Raw genomic sequence first — 12,784 nt, 5'->3', positions numbered from 1 at the left:
TCGTCTTACAAGGACGACACTCGCTCTATATTAAACCCTTCTTCTCTCGAAGGTGGAGAAAAATATGCCGTCATCTTTTCAAACATCTCAACTGTATCGGTTGCCGCTCGTTCAGGTTGTTCCTGACGTCGTTTTTCTATTCGCTCCAAACAAACCTCATTCGCCACATCAATGAAGAAAAGACGATGCGAGCCATCGATTTCAGAGAAAATTTCGTTAAACCAAGCTCGTTGATTCGGCGTATTCGCAGGAAAATCCATCACCACATCCTTTCCTGATAACAGAATGGACTGCACCAACTTTTTCATCTGTGGTTTAAGTAAATTGGAATAGTAAACATAATCCTGCAAAGACAAGATTTTCTGAGGATACAAGGAAGCTAACCATTCATCTTCGGACAATAAAATGGCATTTAACTCTTCTGTTACCAACTTGGAATAGGTTGTCTTCCCTGCTCCCATCTTGCCACTGAAAAATACCAAAGTACCTATTTGCGATTTCATATCCACTCCCTTTAAAACCTGAATGTAGATAATAAATGCGACACAGAAAAACAACCAGTTTTGCTGACGGAAAACCCAACAGTTTAGGTAACTTGTAGCCAAGATGCTTTTTTTGTAGTCTATTTTCGTGCTTAAAGGTCATTCCAAGTTTTCTCGGTGCTTCACAGCCAACAGATCCCCTCTAACCAAAGCCAGAAAGGAAGATATGATGAGACAGATGCGATTTGGACTTATCGGAATACTTATACTTGTTTCAGGAATCGCGACAGCGGGAGCGCCCAACCTGAAAACACCAAACCCCGTAATTTATCTCGCCGATAATCTCGATGAAAAAGACAATCTAGGATGGTGCATCGACACACTGGGACGCGGTTTTAGTGAAAATCTGCAAACCCATTCTTGCAAACCAACAGGTGGAGATGTTCAGTTTTCATTTGAAGAAGACACCAGACTAATACGTTCTGTCGCCTATCCTGATTATTGTATGCAATATAACAGCGGTTCTAATCCAGTTTTTGGCCTTGTCACTTGCGAAGCAAGCAAAAGCACCCAAGCTTTCAGCTACAACAGTGAAACCATGACAATCTCACCTGCAAATGATGCAAAGCAATGTGTTAGTGTCGGACAAGCCAGTAAGTCAGCTGGCCCGTTTATGTCTCGTACTTTAGAGCTAACCACTTGCGCAGAGACAGACCCGTTATACCGTAAATGGGTCGTCGCTCATGATTAAAAAAATAATTCTATTTCTCGCAGAAACATTCTTAAACTCGGAGCAGGCACAGGGCTTTTTAGCCTTCTCTCAACATCTGTCCCAGCTCTTTTAACCAGCACTCTTGCGCGAGCACAAACCAACCCTACTGTGTTGCGCGTTCAGGAAGTGAATGGACGACCAACCTATAACGGTGTTTCGCCAGGGCCGAGTTTCTTTTTAGATCCGGGTGACACTTTAGATGTTGAACTCGTTAACGATTTACCCGCGTTAAACGACGACTGCACGACCAATATGAACAGCTTCCACGGGATTAATACAACCAATTTGCACACACATGGCCTGCATGTTTCACCAACGACAGATTCCTCTGGTCAGTTTGACGCAGACAATGTTTTTGTCAGCGTGGTGCCAAAAGAGCAAGTCGCGCCCTGTTTATCAGGTAAAGAGACATTACGTCAGCATCGAACAAATTACCGCTTTGAAACCGCCGACGATCATCCGTCAGGTACATTCTGGTATCACGCTCATAAACATGGTGCCACTTCGCGGCAGGTTGGCAGAGGCTTGGCCGGCCCGTTGATCATTCGTGACAAACCAGGCACCATGCCGGATTACATTGCGCAAGCGCCTGAGAAAATCCTCATGATCATGAATCGTGGATTGGTACTGGCCGAACCTGAGGGCGGCGGCCAGTCATCGCCCACTATCACCATGCGCCCGGGTGAGGTGCAGCGTTGGCGTATCATTAATGCACAGGCAGCAGGCGAAACCTTTGCCTATTTTTCCTCTAACCTCACCAATCTAGACGCCTATCAAATTGCCTTTGACGGCATTACTTTACCAAAGCGAATACCCGTTGAGTTTTCAGACAATCGCGAGCCATGGTTCAATCCTTCTGCCTTAGCACCGGGCAACCGTATGGATATTATTGTGCGTGCACCAAAAGATTCAAGAGAACGTCTTATTCCAGTTGGCATTACCACTGGCATTAAAGATTTGCTCAACTTCAATAGTGCGACTGAGAACGTAACACTGACAATTAAAATCGCTGGCGATCCAATCGACGCGGCTTGGTCTGATGACGATGCCCTACCCGGTCCTGGCCCAGCATTACCAGGCTTTGACGACAAAGCGCTGCCAAAACGAGTTATCGATTTCACTCCAAACTTTTCAATAGATGGTCAAAAACACAACGACACCATCGCCCATCAAATGAAACTTGGAACAGAAGAAGAATGGACCGTGACCAACTCTACGCCCGGTGTTCATGCCTTTCACATCCATGTGAATCCATTTTTTATCACCCACATCAATGGTGTAGAATTGCCAAAGGATAGTCCCTTGCGGCGCTGGCAAGATACTATTGGCTTACCCTTTCGTGACGGTGGCCGAGATGGTTCCGTCACTTACAAAACTCGGTTTGAAACCTTTAAAGGTAAGTTTGTTATTCATTGCCATGTTTTACGTCATGAAGACTTAGGCATGATGCAAACAGTTGAGGTTATTTAAGAATGATATCTAATAAAAACAAGACCTTTTTACGCAAAAACTGGATGCTGCTTTCAGGGCTTATAGCCGCCGTGATTGTAGCCATTTGGTTTTCTACGCAGGTCATTGTGGAATTTCTGTATTTTAACGACCCAAAAAATGTCGACGTTGATTTGAAACGCTGGATGACGCCACTGTACATTGTTGAGACATACGATCTTCCGCGCCCAAAAGTGTTTGAAATTCTACAAATAGATCTGGAAGCGGATCGTGGTCGTAGATTGGGACGCATCGCTCAGCGCGATGGAGTCACAATGGAAGAATTGACGGAGAAAGTCAGGGAGGGCGCCGCGCAATACCGAGCGCAGCAACAATGACAGAAACCGTTCTTGCTCTCGTACCAGATTACGGACTCATTCTGGTTTTCGTCGTAATAATGTTGGCCAGTTTGGCCGTGCCACTGCCCGCTTCTGTACTGGCACTCACTGCTGGTAGCTTTGCTGCCGTCGGTGATTTGTCTCTGCCTTGGGTGATCGCAACAGGGTTTTCAGCCTTTGTCATTGGTGATCAAATTGCCTTTTTCATAGCCTCTAAATTTGGCACCAAGTTAATTGCCAAAGGCAAACAATCAGAACGACTGGCACCTGTCATTGAGCGTAGTGAAAACATGCTGGAAAAACGCGGGGCAACGGCCGTGTTCCTGAGTCACACCATTCTCAGTCCAACCTGCCCTTATGTCACCTATCTAAGTGGCGCGGGTGGATTACCTTGGAAAAAGTACGCGACCGTTGCTGGCATTGGTGCTCTTCTATGGACGCTAGGCTTCGTAGGCATTGGCTATGCGCTGTCATCGCAATTAGAAGCGGTGGCCTCTTTAATTGCAAACTTCTTTGGTGTCGTACTGGCTTGCGCCGTTGCTGTTGTCCTTTTGGTCATTCTACGAAATCGCTGGCGATCTTATAGAGAAACCGACACAGCGGAAACACCCGACACAACGCAAACTCAATCAGAAAGAAACACACCATAAAAAGGAAACTGTCATAAAAAAGCCTCCCAAAGGAGGCTTATATAAGGTTCAAAAAGCATTTAATGAAGCATTAAAAAGCGGCTTCTATTGTGCCTTTGTAGGTTGTATCGATAAAGTCACGAACAGCTTGTGACTGGAAAATCTCAACAAACTTTTTATAAGTTTCGTTGTCTTTATCTTCTGCACGAGAAGCTATCTGCATTACCGCGAACTCAGCATCTTTGGATTCAAGATAAATACCTTGTTCCGCAGGGTTTAAGCCTGAAGACATTACATAGTTCATCGTAATAACAGATGCATCAACATCATCAAGTGTACGTGGCAATTGCGCTGCTTCTACTTCAACAAATTCAAAGTTCTTTGGGTTTTCAACAATGTCGTATATCGTTGTTTTTGAATCGGCATCCGCTTTTAAAGTAATTAAATCAGCATCAGCCAATAAGATTAATGCTCGGCTACCATTGGTTGGATCATTTGGAATTGAAATACGAGCGTTATCAGGTAACTCTTCAATAGTGTTATATTTAGAAGAATAAACCCCCATTCGCATCAAGATAGAACGACCAATTGACGTCAGCTTTTGCTCACTATTGTTATTAAAGTTATTTAAGAATGGCTGGTGTTGGTAACTGTTTAGATCCAAGCTACCATCAGCCAATGCTGCATTCGGCGTAATGTAGTCAGAGAAGATAACTACTTCCACATTCAAACCCTGTTTTTCAGCTTCCGCTGCTACAGCTTCAACTACTTCTGCATGTGGACCAACCGTCGCACCCACTTTGATTGATTTAGTGTCTTCATCACTACAAGCGGCCAACGCAACAACGAAGGGCAAAACACTTAACAATTTAACAACTTTCTTACTAAACATTACTGCTTCCTTTTAAAATAATAGATACGGCATCTAAAGTGGGTTCCAATTACCAACCTTTAACAACACCGTTTTTGAAAATTTTCATTGCAGCTTGATAAACCGCTTCAGACTGATAGGCCTTAACAAAGTTCTTAACATTTTCAGCAGCCACGTTGTTTTTACGAGCCACAATTAAGTTCACATAAGGAGAGTCTTTATCTTCTACAAAAAGGCCATCTTTCTCAGGAGATAGATCAATGCTACTTGCATAAGTTGTATTGATAATCGCAAGAGCAACATCCCCTAAAGAACGAGGAAGTTGCGCGGCTTCTAATTCAATAATCTTTAGGTTCTTTGGATTATTAACAATATCCAGCACAGTAGCACTTAAACCAACACCCTCTTTTAGCTCAATAAGATTTTGCTTTTCAAGCAAGATCAAAGAACGAGCAAGGTTTGTTGGATCACTTGGTATAGCAATCTGGTCACCATCTTTGATTTCATCAAGTGCTTTTATCTTATTGGAATATCCTGCGATAGGATAAACAAAAGAATTACCCGCGATAGCAAACTCATAACCTCTGTCTTTCATTTGCTGATCAAGATAAGGCTTATGTTGGAATGCATTGATATCAATAGAGCCTTCATCTAAGGCCGCATTCGGTGTGATGTAATCAGAAAAAATAACCAACTCTACCTCTAAATTGTATTTTTCTCTTGCCACTTTAGCGGCTTCTTCTGCCACTTGAGCCTCAGCACCCGCAATCACACCAATCTTAATTTTGCTCATATCCCCAGTGGATTCTTTATCACTACAACCAACAAATAATAGTGTTAACGCAAGACCAACAAGAGTAAAAAGGCCTTTAACAGTGAAACGCATTATCTTTTCTCCTTATATCGAGAACAATTTATGACTAAAAAATAAATTAAACTATTAACGGTGGTCGACACGCTTTACTAAATAATCACCGACCGATTGAATGATTTGGACAAGCACAACAAGCATAACAATGGTCATCATCATAACTGCCGCATCAAAGCGCTGATAACCATAGCGAATTCCCACATCACCTAAACCACCACCGCCAACTGTGCCAGCCATAGCGGAGTAACCAACTAGAGTAACCAACAGAATAGTGATCGCATGGATAATGCCAGGTAATGCTTCTGGAAGAAGAACCTTTAATATAATCTGCCTAGGTTTGGCGCCCATTGCTTGCGCCGCTTCTACTAATCCAGCTGGCACTTCTAACAAAGCTCCTTCAATCAATCGAGCAATAAAAGGAATCGCCGCAATAGAAAGAGGCACGACTGCCGCAGCTGTACCAATAGAGCTGCCCACAACAAAACGAGTAAAAGGGATAATGGCCACCAATAGAATAATAAAAGGAATGGAGCGCCCAATATTCACCATGATACCTAGCGTTTTATTTAAGCTTTTATTCGCTAATAAACCGGACTCTTTACTCAGGTGAAGTAGCACCCCCAACGGAATACCAAATATCAACCCAATAAAGCCTGCAGAAAAAACCATTACTATGGTTTGCCATAAAGCCGTTACTAATAGGTCAATTAATCGATCATTATTTACCCACCAGTCCAACACAATATCAAGCGACATAACCTAATACCTCTACTTCAATTTTATTCTCTTTTAGAAAAGTGATCGCTTGTTCCGTTGCTTCTGGTGTGCCAAAAAACTCTGCCAACATCAAACCAAACTTAATCCCGCCCACATAATCCATATTGGAGCTCAAAATACTGATATCCAGATTAAACTCTCTCGCCACCTGACTGATAATAGGCGCATCAACAGATGCACCTGTAAACTCTAAACGTACAAGTGGATGGCTATTCTCTTCTGGAATTGCAGACAAGCGTTCGGAATAATCAACAGGGATAGAGAGATCTAATGTCGAACGTATAAATTGGCGGGCCAATTCTGTTTTCGGATGGGCAAAAATATCCCCTACCGCCCCCTGCTCAACCAATTTACCAGCACCAATAATAGCGACATCAGAACAAATACTTTTCACCACTGCCATTTCATGGGTAATCAATAAAATGGTCAGATTGAATTCTTTATTGATTTTACGTAGTAATTCCAGAATAGATTGCGTTGTCGCAGGATCTAATGCACTGGTTGCCTCATCACATAATAAAACTTTAGGATCCGATGCTAACGCACGAGCAATAGCCACACGCTGTTTTTGACCGCCACTCAAATTAGCAGGATAGCTGTCTTTTTTATCAGCTAACCCCACCAACTCTAATAAGCTATCAACTTTTTCTTTAATGGCTTGCTTACTAATGCCGGCCAATTCAAGTGGAAAACCTACGTTATCAAATACATTCCGAGATGACAGAAGGTTAAAGTGTTGAAAAATCATACCGATTTTACGGCGAGTGAGTGTTAATTCATTGCTAGAAAGAGTATTCAGCTCAACACCATCAACCCACACACTACCTTCGGTTGGCCGTTCTAATAAGTTAACACAGCGAATGAGTGTACTTTTCCCCGCTCCTGAAGAGCCAATAACACCATAGATAGTGCCTTCAGAAATCGTAAGATTAATGTCATCAAGTGCCTTGATCGCACGGCCACCTTGATAAAAAACCTTATTTACATTTTTTATCTGTATCATCAAAAATCCCGAAACTTATAAGCTTTTATACTTAAACAGCTTGTCTTGAGCATGGAAAATATAGATGTATTTTTCATGCTCCCATAAATAATAGCGCGACCTTAAAGTGTCTCGGCCATTTAGTCAATTAACAGGTAATACCTAATAAGAGAATGCTTATATTGCTTCGCTATATCTTCTTCAAAAGCCTATGAGAGAAAACTAAGTATGACGGTTTTTTAATGCCAATATAGGCAATTAATTTCATGATCAGATGAATGATTTCAAGGTAAGAAAGCAGAGAATTAAACAAGTATGTAAGTTAAGGAAAATAGATTACGCTTCGCTCATCACTCTTACTAGAGCAAAAAAACGAAGCGCAATTTAGGCGTATAATTTATTTATGAGCCAAGGCTGTTTTGGTGCAGTCGCCGTCGATACGGTGTTTTTCTTCTTCCAAGATTTCTTCCGTAAATTGCCCCATGAAGCAGCAGCAGATTCCTTCTCCTATCATGGTTCTTGGCCCCATTGGGTGTCCGATGTGTTTGTACACTCCGTGAGAATGCCCGTGCCCATGGCTGTGAGAATGGCCATGTGAATGATCATGACTATGAGAGTGATCGTGAGAATGTCCGTGGTCGTGGCTATGTGAATGACCGTGGCTGTGGTCATGAGAATGCGAATGACCATGCGCTTTATCTGTTGCTGCAATGCCTTGGGTGTCGTCTTCTGGGTCAACGTATTCTGCATGATGGTGATGAACATCCACTTCACCAGCAGCTAAGCGACGCTTGAAGGAGTTCATCAGGGTTTCTTCACCAGAATCCAATGCACCTTGCATGATTTCTTCCACGCGATGCTGGAAAGCATCAATGACTTTCGGGTGGTCGCTCAGATAAGGCGTATTAATAAATTCGATCTCTGGATTTGCTTGGGCGACTTTGTTCACGTAGCCTTGAATACGCTTGATCAATCGACCAGTGAATAAGAAGTAAGGCGCAACCACGATGCGCTTATAACCTAGCTTCATGAGCTTTTCTAACCCAACACCAACGGATGGATAAGTGACACCAGAGTAAACGGTATCGGCCCAGCCAAAGCCCATGTTTTCATTGACGATACGAGTCAATTTCGCGGCTTCCGCATTCGCAGAGGTGTCTGACGTTCCGCGGCCAACCACAACTAACATGGTGTCGTATAAATTTTGAGGTGGGTTTTCTGGGTCCAATCCTAACGACTCATAAATACGCGCTTGGAAGGCGTCAATCATGTCGTCCTGCAAGCCCAGCTCACGGCCATAAGTCACTTGAAGGCCTGAGTTCTTTCCTTCGTAGGTTGTGAGTACAGACGGAATGTCGTTTTTCGCGTGTGTCGCAGCGAAAAGCATGCCCGGAACGGCGTAGATTTCTTCCACACCTTGGTCAAGCAAACTGTTTAATCCCATGTGAATATTGGGTGCAGAAAATTCAAGAAAACCGTATTCAACAGGCAAATCAGGAAAGCGTTCTTTTAGGCCTTTTGCCACTAGACCAAACTCGCGCTCCGCATCTTTATCACGGCTTCCGTGACCACAAATCATAATGCCTTTTTTGACTGTCTTTGTATTACTCATTCTCTCTCTCTTTGTTGTTTGGCTTCTGCCCAAGCCTACTATTTTCATCGATTAGGGACTAAAGCCCGTCATGATAGTTTATCTTGCTTGCTCCTGCTGCTGATCTAAATCAAGCAACAGAGACTGAATTTTGCCTTCATAATCATCGGCATTTTGCCACATGCCGCGCTGGATTGCTTCCAATAAGCGCTCCCCCATTTCTTCCAATGCATGAGGATTATTATCACGCATAAAAGCTTGGTTTTGTGGGTCGAGCAACAAACGATCGGTCACTTGTTCGTATTGATAATCGGCGACCAAATCCGTTGTGGCGTCATAGGCGAATAGGTAATCCACCGTGGCGGTCATTTCAAATGCGCCTTTGTAGCCGTGAGTTTGCATGGCTTCAATCCATTTAGGATTCAAAACCCGCGAGCGTACGACTCGGTTTAACTCTTCTTTTAAGGTACGAATTTTCGGTGAACTCGGATTAGAATGATCGCTGTGATAAACGCTTGGCGCTTGCCCGCTGAACTCCGTCACCGCGTTAGTCATGCCGCCTTGGAACTGGTAATAATCGTCCGAATCCAGAATATCGTGCTCGCGGTTGTCTTGGTTTTGCACCACAGCATCGAGCTGAGACAAGCGCTCGACAAAAGCAGATTTCGCCTCGACGCCATCTTGCTCGCCGTTATAAGTATTGCCATCGTAAGCGTAACCGCCCCAATTCACATAGGCTTCCGCAAGGTCTGCCTTGGTGTCCCAACAACGTTCGTCAATCAAACCTTGTAAACCTGCGCCATAAGCGCCCGGTTTGCTGCCAAAAACGCGATACGTTGCTTGGCGGTTGGCAAGTTCTTCGTCCATGCCTTGATCAAGCAAGGTTTGCTTTCTGGCTTGTACGTTGGCGCGAATGGTATTGCTTGTGCCCGGCTCCTCATACTCAGCGATAGCCTGAACCGCCGCGTCATAAAGTCGCATCACATTGGCAAACGCATCACGAAAAAAGCCAGACACTCGTAACGTCACATCGACTCGCGGGCGACCCAATTGCATACTCGACATGACTTCAAAATCCGTCACGCGATTTGATCCTGGCGCCCAAATAGGACGAACACCCATGAGCGCAAACGCTTGCGCAATATCGTCTCCGCCGGTTCGCATGGTGGCGGTTCCCCACACAGACAAACCTAGGTCTTTTGGATAATCGCCGTGCTCTTGAAGGTGTCGTTGAACCAAGGCTTCTGCGGACTCTTTGCCAATCGCCCACGCCGCTGGCGATGGAATGGAACGATTGTCTACCGAGAAAAAGTTGCGCCCTGTTGGCAAGGTGTCTAATCGACCTCGAGTTGGCGCACCGCTTGGCCCAGGAGGAATAAAGCCGCCAGACAAACCTGTGATGAGCGCTGATATTTCATCTTTTGCACTTTGCTCTAATGCCGCCATCAAGGTCTTTTTACTGTGAGCTAAAAGCACGGCCGTTTCAGGCAACAAGACTTCGATCTCATTCAAAGGTTCCCCTTGAATAAGGTGTGTCATCACCAAGCTTTGTGCGAGTAATTCCAAACGTTCTTTGGTGTCTGCATGCGTTCGCCATTGAGTATTTGCAACCGATAAAAGTACTTCTGGCTGTTTCCCACGCCAAGGCGTACGAAGGCTTTGCATAGGATCAAAGCCGTCGCTCTCCAAATTCAAGTCTTTGGCTAAGGCATGAAGAATGCCTTGGCTGGTCAAGTCGCTGCCACGAGGCAAACGCAATAACGCCACCAGCGTGTCGGCCAACTTGTCGTCTGCTGGTAATTCACCAAGGCGATGCAAACCATGGCGAATTTGCGCTTCTTTTATCTCACACAAATAAGCGTCTAAACCTTCTAAAACCGAGGTTTCGTCTTCTGCATCTGTGTCAGTAAGTTCTTCTAACAAATGGCTGCTTTGGACTTTTTTAAGAATCTGCTCTTTTAACCAAGTTTCCCGTCGAGCATCCATTCCCATGGCTTGGTAATATTCGTCCACCAAGTTTTCTAATTCCGCCATGTCGCCGTAAGTTTCGGCGCGTGTCATTGGCGGCATCAGGTGATCAATAATGGTCGCTTGTGTACGGCGTTTCGCCTGCGCGCCTTCGCCCGGATCATTGACAATAAAAGGGTAAAAATTCGGCATTGGCCCAAGGGCAATGTCAGGCCAACACATGTCAGACAAGGCCGTGCCTTTTCCCGGTAGCCATTCGAGGTTGCCATGTTTGCCCACATGAACAAAGGCATCCACTTTATAAACATGGCGTAACCAAAAATAAAACGCCAAGTAACTGTGTGGCGGAATCAAATCTGGATCATGATAGTTAGCCACCAAGTCGAGATTGAAACCGCGCGCAGGTTGAATGCCAACAAAGGTTTCGCCTAATCGAATGCCAGCCAACATGATGCGCCGTTGGCCATTTTGCTCTCGGCATTTGTGGTCGTCTTCTGGCGGCCCCCAACGATCCCAAACCGCATTTTGGCTTTCTAGCGGCAACTGATAAAAGTAAGTTAAGTAGTCTTCTAAAGACAAACTTTGCCAACAACCACGCTCATGAAGTGTATTTGGATTGTTCGTCACCGCGCCTAATAATGCTTCAATTAGGGCGTTGCCGTTTTCTGGAATCTCTTCGATTGGGTAGCCAGCTTCTTGCAAAGCCGACAATAAATTTACGGTAGAATGAGGCGTATCAAGACCGACACCATTACCAATTCGCCCATCTTTAGTCGGATAATTCGCCAACACAAAGGCAATGCGTTTTTCTTTGTTCGGTTTGCTCGCTAAGTTCGCATATCGCTTCGCCAGTTGCGCCACAAAGCGCGCTCGCTCTTCGTGTAATTCATAACGCACCAAATCAACTTGAGCGGTTTCATTGTAATGGCTTAAGGCTTTGAAGCTCACCGCGCGAGTCACAATACGGCCGTCCATTTCTGGCAATACAATTTGCATCGCCACATCACGGCTTCGTAAACCTTGTGTTTGTGCTTGCCAATCTTCTTGCGTACTGCCAGATAAAATGAGCTGTAAAACAGGAATAGGAGAATCAAAAGCGGATTGAAAATCGGTTGGTTCAGACGCTAAATCTGGGCTGCCCACTCGATTTGCGGCAAAACCTGTGGTGTTTAAAATCACTTTTGCTTGAGTTTGTTCAGCGAGGCTTTCGACCAAACCCACCGACACAGGATCTTTTAAGGAACTAACCGCAATCGCCAACGGCACCAAACCTTCTTGCTCTATAATGCTCAGCAGCGCATCGAACATGGCGGTATTTCCCGATTGCAAATGGGAGCGATAAAACACCACTAGCGTTACGGGCTTGTTTGTTAAAGATGCTTCGTAATGGCCTTGCCATTTCGCCAAGCTGGAGGCTTTGCCGTTATGGTAAATCAGAGCAGAAGGCAAAGGCGCCGGCTCAAGCCAAGTAAGCGGTTCATGAGAAGACGTTTGGTTAAAAAATTCTTGTGTCAGAAAGCGCAGACATTGTTCGTTATTCGCCTGACCACTCTCCCGTAAATATCGCCATACACGATGGGCGTTTTCCATTGAGCACGTTGACGCCTTCATCAACTCAACATCAGGCGTGTCGTCTCCGGGCACCAAGATCAAGGTACGATTCGGTTTGGCATTCGCCCAAGCCTGTAAACGCTGAAAACCATAAGGCCAATAATGTTCGCCACCCAACAGGGAAACGACCACTACTTTGGCTTTTTCTAATACTTTGTCTTCATAAAGGTCATACGCGGCTGGCTTGGCTAATTGCATCCAATTGGCAAGGCGAACGCTGGGCAAGATTGCGGTAAATTCATCTATTGAATGCAACGCATCCAAGGCGTTTCCAAGCGCACCAAGCACAGAATCCGCCGCAGCCAAGATCACCAGATCCGCAGGGCTTTGTCCTAAATCGACAATGCCTTCATCGTCTACAAATCCGCCCGGTTTGGCTGCCAGTAAATGCATACTTCGACTAT

At 44.8% G+C, this 12,784-nt stretch carries 11 protein-coding genes; 4 read left to right on the top strand and 7 right to left on the bottom strand.

The features are described from left to right. Nucleotides 1-5: 5 nt before the first annotated feature. Nucleotides 6-503, bottom strand: coding sequence for a P-loop nucleotide/nucleoside kinase family protein (locus AC0L46_RS13335; RefSeq protein WP_473504238.1), 498 nt, complete (start codon nt 501-503; stop codon nt 6-8). Between the two features lie 205 nt (nt 504-708). On the opposite strand from AC0L46_RS13335, the gene AC0L46_RS13330 reads away from it, so the two are divergent. From AC0L46_RS13330 to AC0L46_RS13315, 4 genes are all read left to right on the top strand, one after another. After that, nucleotides 709-1,233, top strand: coding sequence for a ricin-type beta-trefoil lectin domain protein (locus AC0L46_RS13330; protein ID WP_473504236.1), 525 nt, complete (start codon nt 709-711; stop codon nt 1,231-1,233). 129 nt (nt 1,234-1,362) lie between these two features. Next, a complete protein-coding gene (locus AC0L46_RS13325; RefSeq protein ID WP_473504234.1) occupies nt 1,363-2,724 on the top strand; it encodes a multicopper oxidase family protein in 1,362 nt (453 codons plus the stop codon). Between the two features lie 2 nt (nt 2,725-2,726). Continuing rightward, the gene (locus tag AC0L46_RS13320) at nt 2,727-3,080 is read left to right on the top strand and encodes a hypothetical protein (protein ID WP_473504232.1); all 354 of its coding nucleotides are present in this window, start codon (nt 2,727-2,729) and stop codon (nt 3,078-3,080) included. After that, nucleotides 3,077-3,730, top strand: a complete 654-nt coding sequence (locus tag AC0L46_RS13315; protein WP_473504230.1) for a DedA family protein — start codon at nt 3,077-3,079, stop codon at nt 3,728-3,730. The genes AC0L46_RS13320 and AC0L46_RS13315 overlap by 4 nt, the downstream gene beginning before the upstream one ends. A gap of 70 nt (nt 3,731-3,800) precedes the next feature. Here the strand turns inward: AC0L46_RS13315 and AC0L46_RS13310 are convergent, their stop codons facing one another. From AC0L46_RS13310 to cobN, 6 genes are all read right to left on the bottom strand, one after another. Then, the gene (locus AC0L46_RS13310; protein WP_473504228.1) at nt 3,801-4,601 is read right to left on the bottom strand and encodes a MetQ/NlpA family ABC transporter substrate-binding protein; all 801 of its coding nucleotides are present in this window, start codon (nt 4,599-4,601) and stop codon (nt 3,801-3,803) included. A 49-nt stretch (nt 4,602-4,650) separates the two neighbouring features. After that, entirely contained in the window at nt 4,651-5,466 is an 816-nt protein-coding gene (gene metQ, locus AC0L46_RS13305) for a methionine ABC transporter substrate-binding lipoprotein MetQ (RefSeq protein WP_473504226.1), read from the bottom strand. A gap of 54 nt (nt 5,467-5,520) precedes the next feature. Further along, nucleotides 5,521-6,207: a methionine ABC transporter permease gene (locus tag AC0L46_RS13300; protein ID WP_414681093.1), complete on the bottom strand. Its 687-nt coding sequence runs from the start codon at nt 6,205-6,207 to the stop codon at nt 5,521-5,523. Next, entirely contained in the window at nt 6,197-7,231 is a 1,035-nt protein-coding gene (metN, locus tag AC0L46_RS13295; RefSeq protein WP_414681094.1) for a methionine ABC transporter ATP-binding protein MetN, read from the bottom strand. The genes AC0L46_RS13300 and metN overlap by 11 nt, the downstream gene beginning before the upstream one ends. Before the next feature lie 376 nt (nt 7,232-7,607). After that, nucleotides 7,608-8,822 carry a sirohydrochlorin chelatase gene (locus AC0L46_RS13290; protein WP_473504223.1) on the bottom strand — a complete coding sequence of 405 codons (1,215 nt, stop codon included), beginning with the start codon at nt 8,820-8,822 and terminating at the stop codon, nt 7,608-7,610. Between the two features lie 78 nt (nt 8,823-8,900). Continuing rightward, nucleotides 8,901-12,773 (bottom strand): cobaltochelatase subunit CobN, encoded by a 3,873-nt coding sequence (gene cobN / locus AC0L46_RS13285; protein WP_473504221.1) that lies wholly within the window; start codon nt 12,771-12,773, stop codon nt 8,901-8,903. Nucleotides 12,774-12,784 lie beyond the last annotated feature (11 nt).

The sequence above is a fragment of the Marinomonas sp. 15G6-16 genome, assembly GCF_055809555.1.
Note: the sequence above shows the minus strand (reverse complement) of the source record. Positions and strands in the feature narration are given on the sequence as shown.

Excerpts from the sequence above, each read along its gene's own strand:
- AC0L46_RS13310 (WP_473504228.1), bottom strand. The coding sequence starts at position 4,601 with ATGTTTAGTAAGAAAGTTGTTAAATTGTTAAGTGTTTTGCCCTTCGTT.
- AC0L46_RS13330 (WP_473504236.1), top strand. The coding sequence starts at position 709 with ATGATGAGACAGATGCGATTTGGACTTATCGGAATACTTATACTTGTT.
- AC0L46_RS13300 (WP_414681093.1), bottom strand. The coding sequence starts at position 6,207 with ATGTCGCTTGATATTGTGTTGGACTGGTGGGTAAATAATGATCGATTA.
- AC0L46_RS13335 (WP_473504238.1), bottom strand. The coding sequence starts at position 503 with ATGAAATCGCAAATAGGTACTTTGGTATTTTTCAGTGGCAAGATGGGA.
- metN (WP_414681094.1), bottom strand. The coding sequence starts at position 7,231 with ATGATACAGATAAAAAATGTAAATAAGGTTTTTTATCAAGGTGGCCGT.
- AC0L46_RS13320 (WP_473504232.1), top strand. The coding sequence starts at position 2,727 with ATGATATCTAATAAAAACAAGACCTTTTTACGCAAAAACTGGATGCTG.
- metQ (WP_473504226.1), bottom strand. The coding sequence starts at position 5,466 with ATGCGTTTCACTGTTAAAGGCCTTTTTACTCTTGTTGGTCTTGCGTTA.
- AC0L46_RS13315 (WP_473504230.1), top strand. The coding sequence starts at position 3,077 with ATGACAGAAACCGTTCTTGCTCTCGTACCAGATTACGGACTCATTCTG.
- AC0L46_RS13290 (WP_473504223.1), bottom strand. The coding sequence starts at position 8,822 with ATGAGTAATACAAAGACAGTCAAAAAAGGCATTATGATTTGTGGTCAC.
- cobN (WP_473504221.1), bottom strand. The coding sequence starts at position 12,773 with ATGCATTTACTGGCAGCCAAACCGGGCGGATTTGTAGACGATGAAGGC.